The sequence below is a fragment of the Pararobbsia alpina genome, from assembly GCF_902859895.1.
Classification (GTDB): domain Bacteria; phylum Pseudomonadota; class Gammaproteobacteria; order Burkholderiales; family Burkholderiaceae; genus Pararobbsia; species Pararobbsia alpina.
The window spans coordinates 375,489-393,811 of the sequence record NZ_CADIKM010000002.1; the positions used below are offsets into that span (position 1 = coordinate 375,489).

The 18,323-nt window shown below is 62.5% G+C and carries 15 protein-coding genes and 1 tRNA gene; 6 read left to right on the top strand and 10 right to left on the bottom strand.

Annotation, left to right across the window (positions count from 1 at the left end; translation table 11 throughout):
* Positions 1-23: 23 nt before the first annotated feature.
* From HV670_RS03805 to def, 8 genes are all read right to left on the bottom strand, one after another.
* Entirely contained in the window at positions 24-692 is a 669-nt protein-coding gene (locus HV670_RS03805) for a response regulator (protein ID WP_175103293.1), read from the bottom strand.
* Positions 693-3,131: a sensor histidine kinase gene (locus HV670_RS03810; protein ID WP_175103294.1), complete on the bottom strand. Its 2,439-nt coding sequence runs from the start codon at positions 3,129-3,131 to the stop codon at positions 693-695.
* On the bottom strand, positions 3,118-3,705 hold the full coding sequence (locus tag HV670_RS03815) for a DUF4390 domain-containing protein (protein WP_175103295.1): 588 nt from the start codon (positions 3,703-3,705) through the stop codon (positions 3,118-3,120). Before HV670_RS03815 ends, HV670_RS03810 begins: the two co-directional genes overlap by 14 nt.
* Positions 3,702-5,075, bottom strand: a complete 1,374-nt coding sequence (gene rsmB, locus HV670_RS03820) for a 16S rRNA (cytosine(967)-C(5))-methyltransferase RsmB (protein ID WP_175103296.1) — start codon at positions 5,073-5,075, stop codon at positions 3,702-3,704. The genes HV670_RS03815 and rsmB overlap by 4 nt, the downstream gene beginning before the upstream one ends.
* Before the next feature lie 203 nt (positions 5,076-5,278).
* Positions 5,279-6,139, bottom strand: coding sequence for a zinc metalloprotease HtpX (htpX, locus tag HV670_RS03825; protein ID WP_175103297.1), 861 nt, complete (start codon positions 6,137-6,139; stop codon positions 5,279-5,281).
* Positions 6,140-6,249: 110 nt separating this feature from the next.
* Complete coding sequence (locus tag HV670_RS03830; RefSeq protein WP_175103298.1) at positions 6,250-6,993, bottom strand: LysE family translocator; 744 nt, start codon at positions 6,991-6,993, stop codon at positions 6,250-6,252.
* A gap of 35 nt (positions 6,994-7,028) precedes the next feature.
* Complete coding sequence (fmt, locus tag HV670_RS03835) at positions 7,029-8,057, bottom strand: methionyl-tRNA formyltransferase (protein ID WP_175103299.1); 1,029 nt, start codon at positions 8,055-8,057, stop codon at positions 7,029-7,031.
* Complete coding sequence (gene def, locus HV670_RS03840; RefSeq protein WP_175103300.1) at positions 8,057-8,557, bottom strand: peptide deformylase; 501 nt, start codon at positions 8,555-8,557, stop codon at positions 8,057-8,059. Before def ends, fmt begins: the two co-directional genes overlap by 1 nt.
* Before the next feature lie 330 nt (positions 8,558-8,887).
* Here def and dprA point away from each other — a divergent pair, with 330 nt between their 5' ends.
* From dprA to HV670_RS03865, 5 genes are all read left to right on the top strand, one after another.
* Complete coding sequence (dprA, locus tag HV670_RS03845; protein ID WP_175103301.1) at positions 8,888-10,249, top strand: DNA-processing protein DprA; 1,362 nt, start codon at positions 8,888-8,890, stop codon at positions 10,247-10,249.
* Between the two features lie 174 nt (positions 10,250-10,423).
* Positions 10,424-10,801: a thioredoxin family protein gene (locus tag HV670_RS03850; protein WP_175103302.1), complete on the top strand. Its 378-nt coding sequence runs from the start codon at positions 10,424-10,426 to the stop codon at positions 10,799-10,801.
* A gap of 405 nt (positions 10,802-11,206) precedes the next feature.
* Positions 11,207-13,933: a DNA topoisomerase III gene (locus HV670_RS03855; RefSeq protein WP_175103303.1), complete on the top strand. Its 2,727-nt coding sequence runs from the start codon at positions 11,207-11,209 to the stop codon at positions 13,931-13,933.
* A gap of 199 nt (positions 13,934-14,132) precedes the next feature.
* Complete coding sequence (locus HV670_RS03860) at positions 14,133-15,152, top strand: D-2-hydroxyacid dehydrogenase family protein (RefSeq protein ID WP_175103304.1); 1,020 nt, start codon at positions 14,133-14,135, stop codon at positions 15,150-15,152.
* Positions 15,153-15,235: 83 nt separating this feature from the next.
* A tRNA-Lys gene (locus HV670_RS03865) sits at positions 15,236-15,311 on the top strand.
* On the opposite strand, the gene HV670_RS03870 is transcribed toward HV670_RS03865, so the two are convergent.
* Both HV670_RS03870 and HV670_RS03875 read right to left on the bottom strand, forming a co-directional pair.
* Positions 15,295-15,441: a hypothetical protein gene (locus HV670_RS03870; protein ID WP_175103305.1), complete on the bottom strand. Its 147-nt coding sequence runs from the start codon at positions 15,439-15,441 to the stop codon at positions 15,295-15,297. The genes HV670_RS03865 and HV670_RS03870 overlap by 17 nt on opposite strands.
* 67 nt (positions 15,442-15,508) lie before the next feature.
* Positions 15,509-16,489 (bottom strand): alpha/beta hydrolase family protein, encoded by a 981-nt coding sequence (locus HV670_RS03875; RefSeq protein WP_175103306.1) that lies wholly within the window; start codon positions 16,487-16,489, stop codon positions 15,509-15,511.
* A 596-nt stretch (positions 16,490-17,085) separates the two neighbouring features.
* Here HV670_RS03875 and HV670_RS03880 point away from each other — a divergent pair.
* Positions 17,086-18,273 carry a porin gene (locus HV670_RS03880; RefSeq protein WP_175103307.1) on the top strand — a complete coding sequence of 396 codons (1,188 nt, stop codon included), beginning with the start codon at positions 17,086-17,088 and terminating at the stop codon, positions 18,271-18,273.
* The last annotated feature ends 50 nt before the right edge of the window (positions 18,274-18,323 follow it).

Genomic DNA, 18,323 nt, shown 5'->3' on the forward strand with positions numbered 1-18,323 from the left:
GCGCAGCCCGAGCGTTCAAACCTTCATTCACCCTTGTTCTTACCAAGATCCACGCCCAGCTGCTTGAGCTTGCGGTACAAATGGGTCCGCTCGAGCCCGGTCTTCTCCGCCACGCGCGTCATGCTGCCGTTCTCACGCGCAAGGTGGTATTCGAAGTAGGCCCGCTCGAACGCATCGCGCGCATCCCGCAACGGAATGTCGAACGAGATCGCCCCCGCATGTGAAGCCGGCGAGCTCGGCGTGGCAGGCCCACCGTCGATGCCGTCGACGACCTCCGCCCCCGGCATGCCGGGAGCCGCGGCCGCGGACGGTACGACAGGCGGCGTGGCGCCGCGTTCGAGGCCCTGCTCGACAGCCTTGAGCAGCTTTTGCAACGTGATCGGCTTTTCGAGAAAGTTGAGCGCGCCGATCTTCGTCGCTTCGACAGCCGTGTCGATCGTCGCATGCCCCGACATCATGATCACCGGCATCTTGAGCTGGCCCTGCGCCGCCCATTCCTTCAGCAGGGATACGCCGTCGGTGTCCGGCATCCAGATGTCGAGCAGCACGAGGTCGGGCGTCTGCTGCTCGAAGTACTCGCGTGCCGCTTGCGCGTTTTCTGCTACGTCGACTGCATGCCCTTCGTCGCTGAGAATTTCCGACAGCAACTCGCGGATGCCCATTTCATCGTCTACCACGAGGATGGTTGCCATTTACTCTACCTTTGATTGCGCTGTTGCTTTTGTCTGCGGTGTCGCTGCATCGTCTGCCAGCTCGAGAAACAGGATCGATACCTGCGCACCGGCGACCGATCCATCGCCTGCCTTCGTCCGGTTGCGGATGTCGATCCGCGCACCATGTTCATCGACGATCTTCTTGACCGTCGCAAGACCCAAGCCTGTTCCCTTCGCCTTGGTCGTCACATACGGTTCGAATGCGCGCGTCAAGATGCGTGCCGGAAACCCTGAACCGTTGTCCGATACCGATAGGCGCACCGATTGCCGGCTGTGCCCCTCTGCATCCGGATCGCCATATTCTACTGTCCGCGTTTCGAGCAGCACACGCGGTGCGGGGTTATCGGCCACCGCATCGAGCGCGTTCTGCAGCAGGTTGTGGATCACCTGACGCAACTGCGTCGCGTCGCCGCGGATGATCGGCAGTGGCATCAGTTCGATCTTCAGCGGACCCTTGCCGTCGTCGATCCCATAAAGTGTGAGTACCTCGGCCACCAGGTCGTTCAACTGCAGATTCTGCAGCACGGCTGGCGGCGTGCGCGCGTATTCGCGGAAATCGTCGACCATCCGCTTCATTGCGGCGACCTGGTTGATGATGGTTGTGGCGCCGCGCTTCAATACTTCCGCATCGGGTGCCGCAAGCTTGTCGGTCAGCTTCATCTGGAGCCGTTCCGCCGACAACTGGATCGGCGTGAGCGGGTTCTTGATCTCATGCGCGAGCCGCCGCGCGACCTCGCCCCAGGCGACCGAACGCTGGGCCGAGATCACATCGGAGATATCGTCGAACACGATCACATAACCGTCCGTGGCCGCGACATCCTCGTGCCCACCTTTTTGGCCACTGGGCATGCCGCCCGTGTTCGCGCTGCCTTGTCCGCTTGTTTGCACACCCGCTTGTCCGACCGTCGCCCGCAACAACGGTGCACCTCTTACCAGCAGCGTCAGCGGATCGGCCTCGCCGGGCACGGGCACTTCGAGCTGCTGCTGCCAATGCCCGCGACGCCCGCCCATTTCAGGGCCCGCCGTCGCATGGCTGTCCGCAAATGCTTTGCGCACCATCATGCCGAGCTCCCGCAATACCGGAATAGTATCGAGCGGCTGGTTCAGTTCGGCCTGAAACGGCTGGCGAAAAATCCGCTCGGCGCCCGCATTCGCGGTCGTCAGGCGAAACTGCCGGTCGAACACGAACACGCCCGCGGTCAGGTTCGCCAGGATGCTCTCGAGATATGACTTCGACTGCTCGAGTGCCGCGCGATTGCGCTCGACCGCGATGCGGGCCTCCGACAACTGGCGCGTCATTGCGTTGAACGATTGCGTCAGGAAGCCCAGTTCATCGTTGGACTTGATTTCGCGCTTGGGAGTGTAATCGCCGCGTGCGACTTCCTTGGTCCCCTCGGCGAGCAGGAAGAGCGGCCGTGCGAGCTGGTTGCCGAGCGCGAGCGCGAGCAGTATGGCGATGAAGGTCGCGAGAAACAACGCGAGCGTCAGCGTGCCGATATACATCTTGCGCAAGCCGGTACGCCCGAGCGCTTTCTCGGAATAGTCGCGATACGCCTGCTGCACCGCCTCGGCATTCTGGGCCAGCGTAGGTTGCACGGGCTGGGTGACCTGCAGAAAGCGTTCGTCGTTCTGGAGCGAGGCGCCCAGCCCGCTCGGTATCCGCACGATGACCCGGAGTTCCAGGGCGTTGTTCTTCGGTGGCGGCTTCTTGGCGCTGAGGTTTGCGTTCAGCGTGGGATCGACGTCGGGCTCGCCTTCGACCGCCGCATAGCCACGCCCCCGCGCCTGCTGAAGCATGAGCGGCGTGGGCAAGTCGTCGGGCAAGAGGGCCGCGAAATTCGATGATGCCTGGGCGATCACGCGGCCGTTGGGGCCGATGATCGTCGCATCGTGCACGCCGAACTGGTCGCGCAGCCTCAGCAGGGTCAGGGTCGACTTGTCGTCGTCGGCCGCGAGCTGGTCGGCCATCGAGCGTGCCCGGTTCTGCAGGTCGGACAACGCATTGTCGAGCATGCCGCGGCCGAGGTTCAGGCCCGATTCGAGCGCCGTCTCGACGTTGACGTCGAACCACGATTCGATACTGCGCGAGACGAATTGCAGCGACACAAGGTAGATGATCCCGCCCGGCAGCACGCCGACCAGTGCGAAAAAGATCGCGAGCTTCGCGAGCAGCCGTGTGCCGAAGCGCCCCTGCCGGAACCGCGCCGCAATGATCCACACCATTCCGCCGACAATCAGCAGGAACACGAGCGCAATGGCGAAGTTGGCCGTATAGAGCCAGGAATAGTATCGATCGAAGAATTCGGTGTTGGCGCTCGCGAGCGCGAGCAGCACGAGCAGCAACAAGGCCGTGACGGCGACCGTCGTGAGCAGCAGACGGATCAGGAAACTCTTGAGGCTCGCGTTACTGCTTGCCATGATCGCTCACCGTAAAGGGAAAGCGCTTCCAGTCCGAAGCGAGATTCCAGTCGCGGTTGTTGACCGCGTCGATCTGGAACGGCTTGGGCATCAATGCGACGTCGAGCTGCATGCGCACGGAGGCGAGATAGGTGGTGTCGGTCGAGACTTGGCTGCGATCGATCACATGCCATGAGGTGATGTGCTGGACCACGGCCAACGCGTCTTTCAGGCTCGGAAACGCGAGCTGGAGGCCGCCGCTCGATACGCGGTACTCGCGGGTGAGCGGCTGGAACGACAGGCGGATGCTCTGCTGCGTGTAGACGGGCTCTTCATCGAACCAGTACCAGCGCCCGCGAGTGAGCTGGAATTCAGTCGTGAAGTACAGGGGGATACCCCGGTTGACCGCGTCCTCGAGACTGCCGTTGAGCCCGAATGTGAAGCGCGCGTCGAGACTCCAGCCGCTGCCGTCCGCTTCGAGCGACGCGCGTTCGACCGCAATGGTGTCCGCTTGTGCGGCATCGGCCATCCACATCGCCAGCGCGACGCAGCACAGCGCAATCCAACGCAGCGGGAAAAGGCGCAAGCAGATCACCGTTTAAGAAAGCGCGCGTAGAAGAACCCATCGTGATTGGACCCCGATCCTGTCACCGCGCTGCCGGTTCGAGCGGCGGCGACCGAGGGGAGCATCTGGCCCGGCGCGTCCAATCGTACCGCATCTGGCTGGACGCCTTCAAACCAGCGCGCCTGATCTTCACCTTCTTCGGGGAAGATCGAACAGGTCACATAGAGGAACTCGCCGCCGGGCGCGACCAGTTTCCACAATGCCTCGAGGATGCGCTGCTGTTCGGCGGCAAGTGCGGCAATGTCGCTTGCGCGTCGCAGCCAGCGAATGTCAGGGTGGCGGCGCACGATGCCCGAGGCCGAGCAGGGCACATCGGCGAGCACGCGGTCGAACGGCTTGCCGTCCCACCAATAGTTCGGGTGGGCGGCATCGCCGATCTTCACGAGCGCTTCGAGTTGCAGGCGCCGCAGGTTCTCGGTAATGCGCGGCGCACGTTCGGCACTCGACTCGAGCGCAACGAGGTCGAGGTCGGCGCATTCGAGCAGATGGCCAGTCTTGCCGCCGGGTGCGGCGCAGGCATCGAGCACGCGCATGCCGTCGGTTGCGCCGAGCAGCAGGGCCGCGCGTTGTGCGCCACTGTCCTGCACCGAGACGATGCCATCGAAGAAGCCGGGCAGGCGGTCGACCGGCACGGGACGTGTGAGGACGATGGCATCCGGTACTTCGGCTCCGGCCAGGCTGCCACCGATGCCCGCCTCATTGAGCACGCGCAGATAGTCGTTGGCCGTCGTGCGGCGGCGATTGACGCGCAAGGTCAATGGCGCACGCGTATTGCCGGCGGCGAGCACGGCTTCCCAGTCGTCCGGCCAGGCGGCGCGGACGGCGTCGATCCACCATTGCGGATAGTTCCAGCGCGCGGTCGGATCTTGCTGGGCCTCGGCCAGCAGCGTGTCGCGGCTGCGCAGGAAGTTGCGCAGCACGGCGTTGACGAGTCCCTTGGCAAATGCGGTTTCGCGTCGTGCGGCGACCGCGCTGACTGCCTGGTCGACGACCGTGAAATCACTGTACGCGTGTTCGGGTGCGCGCTCGGTGATCGCGCCGCTGCTGTTGAGCAGGAGCGCGAAGGCGCAGACGAGGACCCCATCGACCTGTGGTGGCGGCGGCTTGCGGACCGAACGCGCGAGCAGCGCATCGGCCGTGGCCAGCACCCGCATCGCACGATAGGCGATGTCCTGGACCGCGCCACGCGCCGCGGCCATCTTGTCGCCGCCCGTGATGTCGGCGAGCACGGCGGGCAGCGAAGCACCCGCGCGGACCGCGTTGACGGCCTGCGCGGCGGCGTCGAGCGCGAAGCCGAGCGAATCGGGAGCAAGCTGGAGAGCGGAAAGGCGGTGGCGCAAATTCGATGTTCGGGTGAGAGCACATACGAAAAGCCGGCGACCGGAAGCCGGTCGCCGGCGAGGATGCGTATTGTAGCGCGTGCGGAACCGTCCCCCGGACTGATCCCTTGGGGCTCTTGCCTGCGCTTTGCTTCTGCTTTGCTTCTTGCCCTGCGCGCGCCTATGCGCCGAACCCCACGTCGTCCGGTTTCACGGGAACGCGTTCAGATGTCGAAGCGGCCCGTGCGAGCCATCTGCATCAGTCGCGCGACGCGTTCTTCGGTGCTCGGGTGCGTCGAGAACAGGTTAGCGACGCCATGGCCCGACAGCGGGTTCATGATCATCATCTGCGCGGTCGTGGGATGTTCTTCCGCGGTCGGGAACGGCGTGCCCGACGCGTAGCGGTGGATCTTCTCGAGTGCGGAGGCGAGCGCCTGCGGATCGCCCGAGATCTCAGCACCGCCACGATCGGCCTCGAATTCACGCGCTCGAGAGATGGCCATCTGGATCAGACCTGCCGCGAGCGGCGCGAGGATCATCATGGCGATGCCGGCGATCGGGTTCGAGGAGCGTCCCTCGGAATCACGCCCGCCGAACAGGAAAGCGAAGTTGGCGAGCGCCGAGATCGCGCCAGCCATCGTCGCCGAGATCGTTGAAAGCAGGATGTCGCGGTGCTTCACATGGCTCAATTCGTGAGCCATCACGCCACGCATCTCGCGTTCTGACAGGACACGCAGGATGCCGGTCGTCGCCGCGACCGCCGCGTGCTCCGGGTTGCGGCCGGTCGCAAAAGCGTTCGGCGCATTTTCGTCGATCAGGTAGACGCGGGGCATCGGAAGGTTCGCACGCGTCGAAAGCTCGCGGATCATCCGATAGAACTGCGGCGCGCTGTTTTCGTCGACTTCATGTGCGTTGTACATCTTGAGCACCATCTTGTCCGAGAACCAGTACGAGAAGAAATTCATCCCGACTGCGATCACGAGCGCGATGACCATCCCGCGTTGGCCGCCCAGCAGATTGCCGAGCACGATGAACAGCGCGGTGATCGCCGCCATGAGCATGGCGGTCTTGACCCAGTTGAACATTCGATTTGCCTCGTGGCGATGCCCGTGTTGTAAGGAAACTGTTAGATTGGGGTGGCGCGAATAAATTCAAGCCTCTTCAATATCAAACCACGCGATCGTTCAGCCACCTGTCATCGGTGAACCAGCGCAAGCCGGATGCCAAGACCGACGAAAGCTGTGCCGACGATGCGATCGAGCCAGCGCTTAATGCCCGGCCGGCCGCGCATGCGGTGGGTCACGGAACCGGCGATCCACGCGACAAAGCCGTCCCAGATCGTGCTCATCAGAATGAAGGTACCGCCCAGTGCGAGAAACGCAAGGGTCTTGTGGGGGCTGTCCACGCTGACAAATTGCGGGAAGAAGGACACAAAGAACAGCACCACCTTGGGATTGAGCACATTGGTCCAGAAGCCTTGCAGGAAGAGTGAGCGCAGGGACATCGGGCGGTTGGTGAATTCTGCGGGGCTTGTCCGTGTGCTATCGAGTCCGTCAGTCGACAAGCCGCGGTTCCGGGCCGACGTGTCGCGCGCAGCCACAGTGTGCGTCGACGCCGGGCAGTCTGACGTGCCGGATGCCGGGACGGCGGGCCTTCTCGTCATGATCATGCGCACGCCGAGGTAGATCAGGTAGGCGGCACCCGCGACCTTGATTACCGTGAACGCCGCGGCGGACGCCGCGAGAATGGCGGTCAGGCCGAAGGCGGTCGCGAGCGTGTGCACGACGCAGCCCGCCGAGATCCCGAGGACGGATACGAAGCCCGCCCGGCGCCCCTGGCCGACACTGCGCGCGACGATATAGGCAGTGTCGGGCCCCGGCGTGATGTTGAGCAACATGACGGCGAGCAGGAAAAATGGAAACCCGGTGATGCCCAACATGATCGGCTCCAAAATGAAGTGAGCAGACGCTTTCGTTAGGCCGCGCCGTTGGCGAGCTTCTCTCCCGCCCCAAATGTGGCGCCGGCGAGGAATTCACGTGCGGGCAGCCGCTTTCCACCCGGCTTCTGCAGTTCGGTCAGGCGCAGGGCGCGCTCGCCGCATGCGACCACGATCCCCTGTGGGCCGGCAGACACAACTGTACCTGGCGCGAGTGCGAATTCGCCAGCGGGTGCATCGGCCATTTCGGCGGCCCAGATTTTCAACGGGGTGTCGTTCCAGCGGGCGACGGCGCCGGGGAAGGGATCGAACGCACGGATCTGGCGCGCCAGCACTTCGGCGGGCAGCGACCAGTCGAGCACGGCTTCTTCCTTGCCGATCTTCTGAGCGTAGGTTGCACCGTCGGCCGGTTGTGGCGTGACGGGAAGAAGATCGCGCGCCGGATGCGCTCCGGCCAAGCGCTGTTCCTCAAGTTTCTGTTCGAGCGCCGTCAGCGTCTCGACGATCATTCGCGCACCAAGGGCGGCGAGCTTGTCGTGAAGGGTGGCGGTTGTATCGGCCGCTTCGATCGGCACCGACGACATGCCGAACATCGGACCGGTGTCGAGTCCCGCGTCCATCTGCATGATGGTGATGCCGGTCTGCGCATCGCCGGCCTGGATCGCGCGGTGGATCGGGGCGGCACCGCGCCAGCGCGGCAACAGCGAACCATGGATGTTGATGCAGCCCAGTGGTGCGATGTCGAGCACTTCCTGCGGCAACAGCAGGCCATAGGCTGCCACCACCATCACATCATGTGGCGTTGCGCGGAGTAGTTCGAACGCGGCCGCGGCTTCAGCCGGGTACTTGCCTTCGCGCCGCAGCGATGGCGGCTGCGCAACCGGGATGCCATGTTCGAGCGCGGCCTGCTTGACGGCGCTCGCCTGGAGCTTCATGCCGCGTCCCGCCGGGCGGTCGGGCTGCGTCAGGACGAGCGGTACCGCAAAGCCCGCGGCGACGATCGCTTCGAGCGCAGTCGCGGCGAACTCGGGCGTGCCAGCAAAAATGACGCGCAACGCACGCGCCATCAGGCAGCAGCCTGCTTGCGCATCTTGGTCTTGATCCGGTTTTGCTTGAGCGGCGAAAGATACTCGACGAAGACGCGGCCCATCAGGTGGTCCATCTCGTGCTGGATACAGACGGCGAGCAGCCCGGTGGCATCGACTTCGACACTTTCGCCCTTTTCGTTCAGGGCGCGCACACGCACGTGTTCGGGCCGTTCGACCTTGTCGTAGATACCCGGCACCGACAGGCAGCCCTCTTCCGAGAACAGGCGCTCGTCGCTCGACCAGACGATTTCCGGATTGATGAAGACTTGCAACTCGTCGTGCATTTCTGAGATGTCGATCACGATCACGCGTTCGTGCACGTCGACCTGGGTCGCGGCGAGGCCGACGCCCGGCGCCTGGTACATCGTTTCGGCCATGTCGCTGACGAGCCTGCGAATGCGGGCGTCGACGTGCGCGACGGGTTTGGCGACTTTATGCAGACGCCGGTCCGGGTACTGAAGAATGTTGAGCAATGCCATGTCGAGGTCCCTGCATCAGCCACGCCGTCATCGGCCGTGTTGCGACTGGCCGTTTGGCTGAATTTCGCGAGCGATCGGCGCCGTTCAGAATCTGGGGACTGATTTCCCAGATTCAACGGCTTCGCCGCTTCGGCAAGGCGTGTCGTAGACAGCCGAGGGCGGGCGGCGGGAGAGCCAAAAGCGAGTGTTCTGTGAATGCTCGAAGTCTAGCACAGCGCCGTCTGGCGGGGGCTGCGGGCTGGTTGCGCGGGGCGCGGGGGCCTGGCGTGCATAAAAGGGGAGGAAATGATGCAAAGACGGCCGGGAGGATCGCCGGCGGCAAGGCCGAGGATGGCCACACAGGCGCTCGAATGCGACGAACTCGCCGCCTGGTTGCGATTGACCACCACGCCGAAGCTGGGTGGCGCGGGTCTGCGACGGCTGCTCAATGCGTTTGGCCTGCCCGACCAGGTGATGCGCGAAAGCGAAGCGTCGCTCGCGCGGTATGTCGGTGAGGCGCTCGCGCAGAGTCTGTGCGCGCCGCCGAGTGCCGACTTCGAATGGCTTGTCGACTATACGTCGATCTGGCTTGAAGAGCCGGGTCACTATGTGGTCACGCTTGCCGACTCCGCGTATCCGGCTTCGCTGCTGGCGTCTACTGACCCTCCCGCGATGCTTTATGTCTGCGGACGGATCGAACTGCTTCATCCGGGTCCACGTGGCGAGCCGGCCGTCGCCATCGTCGGCAGTCGGCAGGCGAGCAACGTCGGACGCGCGAACGCGGGGCTTTTTGCGCGGGAGCTGGGTGCCGCCGGCGTGACGATTGTGTCGGGCCTGGCCGATGGAATCGATGCGGCGGCTCACTGGGGCGCGCTGGAGACAGTGGGCGGCACGGTCGCGATTGTCGGCACGGGGGCGGACCGCGTCTATCCGGAGATCAACTTCCCGCTTGCCCGGGAGATCGCCGGCGCGGGCGCGGTCGTGTCCGAATTGCCGCTCAGCACACGTCCGCGCGCGGCGAATTTTCCGCGCCGCAATCGGCTGATCGCTGCGCTGGGTGTCGGTGTGCTGGTGGTCGAGGCCGCGCCTTATTCGGGCTCGCTGATCACGGCGCGGCTCGCCGCGGACTGCGGCCGGGACGTCTATGCGATTCCCGGCTCGATTCAGTCGCTCTGTGCGCGGGGATGCAACCGGTTGATTCGCGAGGGCGCGATGCTGGTCGAGACACCCACGGACATTCTCGCCTCGCTCGGCCTTGCGAGTCCTGAACCCGACCCGAAATCGAAGCCGGGGAAGCGGCAGGGGCGTGCGAAAGACGCGGGTGCAAAACGCCCGGCCAGGACGGGTAAGCGAGAGGAAGATGGCACAGGCACAGGCACAGGCACAGGCACAGGCACAGGCACAGGCACAGGCACAGGCACAGGCACAGGCACAGGCACAGGCACAGGCACAGGCCCGCCCGTTCGGGCGCCCATGGGCCAAGAGCAAGGCGCCGACGCGGGACATGAGGCGAGCCACAGCGCAGAGGCGAGCCAAGACTCTTCCGAGGACGAGGTCCTCCGCGAGCTGGGTCATGATCCGGCCCCGATCGATGTGCTCGTCGCGCGTACCGGCCTCCCGGGCGCGGCGGTGCAGGCCGCCGTGCTCGCGCTTGAACTCGACGGGCGCATCGAGTGGCTGCCGGGAGGGCGGATCGTGTCCACCGGCGCTTGAGACTGGCGCGTGCGGAAAGCGACGCGTCGCTCATCGGCCGGTCGGCAGCCAGGGTATCGTGAGCGGCGTGTCGAAGGCCATGCTACATTGCGCCCGACTCATGATCTCCATGTACAAGCCGCCGGCTGGGTCCTTCAAAGATCTCATAAGGCAGATCCGGTCGCCACGAACCGTATGTCTACTCTCGACCTCAATACCGACGCCGGCGCGATTGCAGGCCGTCTTGCCGATCCCGACACACTGCTCGTCGCCTGTCTGTGCGCCGAATGGTGCGGCACGTGCCGCGAATACCGCACGATGTTCGATGTGCTCGCCGATGCGCATCCGGCTGCCTGCTTTGTCTGGATCGATATCGAGACGCACAGCGAACTCGTCGACGAGTTCGACGTTGAGAATTTTCCGACGATCCTGATCGAAGACGGCGCGAGCACGCGCTTTTTCGGCACCGTCCTTCCGCAGCCGCGCATCGTCGAACGGATGATCGAGGAATTTTCCGGCACCGCGGCGAGCCCAGGCGCCCTGAAGCTCAGATCCGCGCTTGCCCGTGTGTGAACACCACCTAAAAGTCGCTAGGCGTCACTAAAAGTAGCTAAAGTGGGTATTCAGGATCAATTTGAGTCTCGGCGCCGATGTGTCCAGTTTTGCTGGCGCGTGACAATCAACTGCGGATGTGCCTAATGTAAACGCGACGCGAAGCAGGCACCGATGCACGGGCGGCCTCGCAAGGCCAGGCGCCGATGTGGGCGTTTGCTTGCGCCAGCCGGTGCCCCGCCCTAATATGTGCCGCCGCACGTGCCGTCTCCAACGCTTACCCGGTCTCGTCGTGTCGGCGAGGCTGGCGCGGCAGGGCCGGTAACGCGCTGTGAACGTTCTCGGGCAAGGGTGTCCGTGAACGGTGTGCTATAAAGCGTTCGTCTGACAGTTAACCTTACCAACGGTCAATATCACCAAATCGTCATGGGAAAAGCACTCATCATCGCCGAGAAGCCGTCGGTTTCGAACGACATCGCACGCGCGCTGGGCGGCTTTACCAAGCATGACGAGTATTTCGAGAGCGATGAATACATCATCTCGTCGGCTGTCGGTCACCTGCTCGAAATTGCCGCGCCCGAGGAATACGAGGTCAAGCGAGGCAAGTGGAGCTTCGCGAACCTCCCGGTCATTCCGCCGCACTTCGATCTGAATCCGATCGCCAAGAGTGAGTCGCGCCTCAAGGTGCTGACGCGTCTGATCAAGCGCAAGGACGTCGACAGCCTGATCAACGCCTGTGACGCGGGGCGCGAGGGCGAGTTGATCTTCCGTCTGATCGTTCAGCACGCCAAGGCCAAGCAGCCGGTGCAGCGTCTGTGGCTCCAGTCCATGACGCCGCAGTCGATTCGCGATGGTTTCGCGCGCCTGCGTTCGGACGACGACATGCTGCCCCTTGCCGATGCGGCCCGCTGCCGTTCGGAGGCCGACTGGCTTGTCGGCATCAACGGCACGCGCGCGATGACCGCGTTCAACAGCAAGGGCGGCGGTTTCTTCCTGACTACCGTCGGCCGTGTGCAGACGCCGACGCTGTCGATCGTGGTCGAGCGTGAAGAAAAAATTCGCCGCTTCGTGCCGCGCGACTACTGGGAAGTCAAAGCCGACTTCGTCTGCGCTGCTGGATTCTACGAAGGGCGCTGGTTCGACCCGAAGTTCAAGCGCGACGAGTTCGATCCCGAGAAGCGAGACTCGCGGCTCTGGAGCCTCGCGGCCGCCGAGTCGGTCGTGGCGGCATGCCGTGACAAGCCCGGCATCGTGACGGAAGAGTCGAAGCCGTCGACCCAGATGTCGCCGCTGCTGTTCGACCTTACGAGCCTGCAGCGCGAAGCGAACGGACGGTTCGGCTTCTCGGCCAAGAACACGCTGGGCCTCGCCCAGGCACTCTATGAGCGGCACAAGGTCCTGACTTATCCGCGGACCGATTCGCGCGCGTTGCCCGAGGACTATCTCGATGCCGTGAAGGGCACGCTCGACATGCTCAAGGAGTCGGACAACTATCTGCCGTTCGCCAAGCAGGTGCTCGACAAGGGCTGGGTCAAGCCGAACAAGCGGATCTTCGACAATTCGAAGATCAGCGATCACTTCGCGATCATCCCGACACTGCAGGCACCGAAGAACCTGTCCGAGCCCGAGCAGAAACTCTATGACCTCGTCGTCAAGCGTTTCCTCGCCGTATTCTTCCCCCCTGCCGAATTCCAGGTGACCACGCGCGTCACTGAAGTCGTCGGCCATGTCTTCAAGACCGAAGGCAAGGTCCTTGTCGCACCGGGCTGGCTGCAGATCTACGGACGCGAAGCCGCGGGTGCCGATGCGAATCTCGTGCCGGTCGCGAAAGACGAGAAGGTCAAGACCGAGTCGATCGCGGCGCAGAGCCTCGTGACCAAGCCGCCTGCCCGCTACAACGAAGCAACGCTGCTGTCGGCGATGGAAGGGGCGGGCAAGCTGGTCGAGGATGACGAGCTGCGCGAGGCGATGGCGGCGAAGGGACTCGGCACGCCTGCGACGCGCGCGGCGATCATCGAAGGTCTGCTCGCGGAAAAGTATCTGTTGCGCGAGGGCCGCGAACTGATTCCGACCGCCAAGGCGTTCCAGCTCATGACGTTGCTGCGCGGGCTCGGCGTTGCCGAACTGATCGCGCCCGAGCTGACCGGCGAATGGGAACACAAGCTCGCACAGATGGAGCGCGGTCTATTGCCGCGCGATGTGTTCATGCGCGAGATCGCGCAAATGACGCAGACCATCGTCAAGCGTGCCAAGGAATACGACTCCGACACGATTCCGGGCGACTATGCGACGCTCGAAACGCCGTGCCCGAATTGCGGCGGGCAGGTGAAGGAGAACTATCGCCGCTTCGCGTGCACGAAGTGCGAGTTCTCGATCACCAAGGTGCCGGCGGGCCGCCAGTTCGAGATTCCCGAGGTCGAGGAGTTCTTGAGCAAGAAGGAGATCGGACCGCTGTCGGGTTTCCGCAGCAAGATGGGCCGGCCTTTTTCAGCCATCCTCAAGCTCAGCTTCGACGAGGACATCAAGAACTACAAGCTCGAGTTCGACTTCGGCCAGGACCAGGGCGGTGAAGACGGTGAAGCCCCCGACTTCTCGACACAGGAGCCTGTCGGCAATTGTCCGAAGTGCCAGGCGCGCGTGTTCGAACTCGGTATGAGCTATGTTTGCGAGAACAGTGTCGCGAACCCGAAGACTTGCGACTTCCGCTCGGGCAAAGTCATCTTGCAGCAGGAGATGTCGCGCGAGCAGATGGCCAAGCTGCTCGATGAAGGCCGTACCGATCTGCTGACGGGCTTCAAGTCTTCGCGTACCGGGCGCAATTTCAAGGCCTTCCTCGTCAAGCAGAAGGATGGCTCGATCGGCTTCGAATTCGAGAAGAAGGAACCGAAGCCCGGCAAGGGCGGTGCCGCGGCGAAGACCACGGCGGCCAAGTCGGCGGCAGCCGGTGCGAGCGGGGAAGAAAACGGCGTCGGGGACGATGGCGCTGTCGCCACGAAGCCATCGGTGCGCAAGGCACCGGCCAAGACGGCCGCCAAGGCGCCGGCAAAGACGGCTGCGGGCAAGACTGCCGCAACCAAGGCCGCCGCAAGCAAAACGGCCGCGAGCAAGACCACTGCCAAGAAGGTGGCGCGCAAGGCGACCGAATCGAGCTGATCGCGCGCCGACCCTCGCGGGCTTGCCTGCGAGGGTGCGCCGAATCCTATTCGCACGGCAAATGGATCAAACGATTGGCATTTGAGGCTTGCGCCATCGCCCGACAAGCTGTTAAAAAGGTAGCGATCGCGCGCACGGGCATGCGCACGTTCCAACGTGTCCAGTGTTTTGCTGCTGGGCCGCCTCGACACATGCGAAGATGAAAATAGCCATTCTGGACGATTATCAAGACGCGGTCCGCAAGCTCGAATGCTTTGCCTTGCTCGCCGATCACGACGTCAAGGTGTTCAACAATACGGTACGCGGCGTCGGCCAGCTATCCAGCCGGCTTGCCGAAACCGAAGCTCTCGTGCTGATTCGCGAGCGCACGCGCGTTACGGCGCAACTGCTCGAAAAACTCCCCAAGCTTCGCGTGATTTCCCAGACCGGCAAGGTCAGCGGACATATCGACATCGAGGCCTGCACCGATCGGGGCATCGTTGTGCTCGAAGGGCATGGATCGTCGGTTGCCCCCGCCGAGCTCACGTGGGCGCTCATCATGGCCGCACAGCGGCGCATTCCGCAATACGTTGCGAATCTGAAGCAAGGTGCGTGGCAACAGTCGGGTCTCAAGACCTCGTCGATGCCCGCCAACTTCGGACTCGGCCATGTGCTGCGAGGACAGACGCTGTGTATTTGGGGGTACGGGAAAATCGGCCGACTGGTCGCCGGCTATGGTCGTGCATTCGGCATGAATGTCGTGATCTGGGGACGCGAGTTCTCGCAAAAAGCCGCGCGCGAGGACGGTCTCCAAGTTGCCGCAAGCCTCGAGGATTTGTTCGCGCGAGCCGATGTGCTGACCGTGCATCTGAGGTTGCATGACGATACGCGCGGCATCATCAGCCGCCAGGATTTGTTGCAGATGAAGCCCACTGCGCTGTTCGTCAATACGAGTCGCGCCGAACTGCTCGACGAGAATGCGATTGTCGGCGCCCTGGCCGAAGGTCGTCCAGGGATGGTCGCGGTCGATGTCTTCGAAAGCGAGCCGATCCTTCAGGGACACAGCTTGCTGCGCATGGAAAATGCCGTATGCACCCCGCATATCGGCTTCGTCGAGCATGAGAGCTACGAGGCCTACTTCGGCGGAGCATTCCAGAACATCCTCGACTACCTCGGCGCGAATGTCCAGAACGCGGTGAACCCCGAAGCGCTCGACAAGCACCGACGCACCCGGGCTTGAGGGATTCCGTGCCGAGCCGAGAAAATTTGGGGCGCGGGGCTAGCGGAGTTTAAAAAAGCTCTGCTATACTTCGGCCTCTGTTTGGGGCGTTAGCTCAGTTGGTAGAGCAGCGGACTCTTAATCCGTAGGTCGAGTGTTCGAGTCACTCACGCCCCACCAAAGAATTCAGGCACTTAGCCCGGTCCTCGTGACCGGGCTTTTTGCTTTCTGGCGTCTGTGTAACCGCTGTGTAACCGGCTTTCATCAACCGCAGCAGCCCGCCTTGTTCTCCATCATTCAAATCGCTCATCCCTTGCTCGGTCCTGCTTCGTCTCCCACTCTCGCTCCCTTGCGACATCTTGGGCATTGAATGTCGGCTATCTGGACCCTAGCGGGCTACTCGTATCTGTCAGGTTCTTACGAAAAAACGCGAGTATCTCAGCGTTGAATTCTTTGTGAAAAGAGATACGGTCGAAGTTCGGCCCGTCGATACAGATTTCACGTGCCGACTGCATGAATTCAGCCGAACAGGGCGCCATGAAGGAAAAATGCTGGGAACGGGGCACAAAGTGAACATCCGGTTTCATCGGTATCTCGCCGCTGATGCTCGCGACGCTCTCTGGCGTCACACCGCCCCCGCCAAGCTCGGATCTCCAAAGTTGCACGGCTATCTTCACATTGGAAAAACTGTCTCGCGTAAAGAAGACGCTAACTGGATCGGCAATCACTGCCGCCTTGATACGCAGGTCATGAATGAGTTCAGGGAGTTCTCCTTTGTGCACCTGATCGCAGAGCGGCGTATCGACTCCGTCACATAGACGCAGACTCTTTCCGAAGTGAGGGTTAGCGCCGACGGCGACCAGCCCAGTATATCCACCGCGCGAGAAACCAAAGATGCCGATGTCGCTCGCGTCGATCCTCGCTGCGGCGGTCCATGAGCCAAGCATGAAGTCGATCACGCGCTTGATATCCACTGGCCGCTCAACGAATACCGAGAAATCATTGGTGCGGGTCTTGTCCATCGCATTGTCACCAGGATGGTTTATCGCAGCGACCACGAAACCCGCATCTGCTAATGCTTCAGCCGTGTCACTATGGTCGAGGAAAGTACCGCCCCTACCGGGCGATATAACGACAAGTGATAGTTTCTCGCCCGTGACTGGACAATCCTTGGCCACTGACAGCTCGAACAGGCCCAATTTCTCGTTGCTTAGCGGTTGATTACACGGATACCAGACGGCTCCTTTGATCGGCTGAAGCGATCCGTTGCCCGGAATCTCAATGAATTGAAAACCCGCCGCATGCGCCAATGAGGTCCCGAGATATAAGGCAGCGAAGAGAAAGCTGAAACGGATCATTTTTTCTTCCCGGTATATCAACGCAACACGCTCGGACTTTAGTCTCGATGTTACATGAGTGATTGAGGAAGTACCGTACCTGGGCAGCAGTCCTGCCCCGTCAGTTTGTTTATGCCGGAAGCACGTGTGCATCTCATCGACGATAACGACGAACGTCCCGGCACTGTCATACGCAACACAAGTTGTGAAGAACGGCGTCGGGCCGGACCCGGCCATCAAGGGGCATTGGCGCTGCGCAAGCGAATGACCGCTGCTTCTTCCTATTGCGGGCGATAAGCGCCCCTCGAAGATCCGCTCCGTCCTTTACAGACCGGTTCGTTCTATTTCGTCTGTGCTGATCTCTTTCGGCCACCTGGCCGGTGACGAGCCAGCCGCGCCTGGACTGTCCCCGCTGATGTAAGTCGACGATCGACAGGCCCGAGTCTCCGTGCGGTCCGATGGCCGCGCATGTAATTCAGTATTTCCTTAAAATCGATTGAACATCGGGTCGTGTAGCCACACACTTTGAGACCCGCAACGATTCGTCTGACTGAACGTAGGATTCCCCTATAAACAGAGGTCTTCTTCCCAGAGGCCCCTCGATTTTGGCAATTACAATGAAAAAAGCTTTTCTGATAGCCCTATTAACAGGCGTTTTTGCAACGGCGGCGCACGCGCAAAGCAGCGTAACGTTGTATGGCCTCATCGATGCGGGGCTATCGTACGTGTCGAACCAGAGCGCAGCGGGATCGACCGCCGGGCACAGCAAATTCGCGATGACCGACGCCAGCATCAACCCGGACCGTTTTGGTGTGCGGGGTTCGGAAGATCTGGGCGGCGGCCTCACGGCTATCTTCACATTGGAAAATGGTTTCACGCTCTCCAACGGCGCCCTTGGCCAGCACGGCCTGATGTTCGGCCGGCAGGCGTTCGTCGGTCTGTCGAGCACTCAGTTCGGTACAGTGACGCTCGGCCGTCAATATGATGCGATGGTCGACTACCTGGCGCCGTTGGCGGGCGCCGGTGCCGCCAAGGGCGGCGTGTTCTTCGGGCACCCGTACGACAATGACAACCTGCAGAACACGATGCGGATCAACAATGCGGTCAAGTACGCGAGCCCGAACTACGACGGCTGGCGGTTCGGCAGCCTGTACGGCTTCTCGAACGCGGCCGGAAGCTTTTCCAACAACCGGGCCTATAGCTTCGGTACTTCGTATGACAACGGTCCATTTCGTTTCGCGGCGGCGTACCTGCAGCTGAACAACGGCGGTACTGCCACCAATCTGACCGGCGCGACGGACTCCATTGTTAATGCGGCCGACCAGGTGACCGGCAGCGACTCTACGTTTAGCGCCGGTCAGCAACGTACGTTCGGTGCGGGTCTGGACTACGTGTTGGGTCCGGCGACGGTCGGCTTTGTGTTCACGGAAACAAAACTGGAAGACGCAATCGGGATCAACAACACCAGTTCCTCGCCGATCCCTCTCGGTAACGCCTCGAGCCTGCGTTTCGACAACTATGAAGTCAACGCGCTCTACAGCGTGACGCCGGCATTCACGGTCACAGGTTCGTACACGTTCACGGACGGCAGTTCCAGTCTCTCGGGCGCGTCGGACCCGAAATGGAATCAGTTCAACCTGCTGCTGGACTACGCGCTGTCCAGGCGGACCGACGTGTACGTCGAAGGCCAGTTCCAGCACCTGAGCGGCGGCGGCACATGGTTTACGGCTGACATCAACGGTTTGTCACCGTCGGCCACCAGCAGTCAGGTCGCGGTCACCGCGGGCTTGCGTACCCGCTTCTAGGCTTCATCGGAGACGCCACCCAGGACTGGCCGATTTCACTATCCCATAGT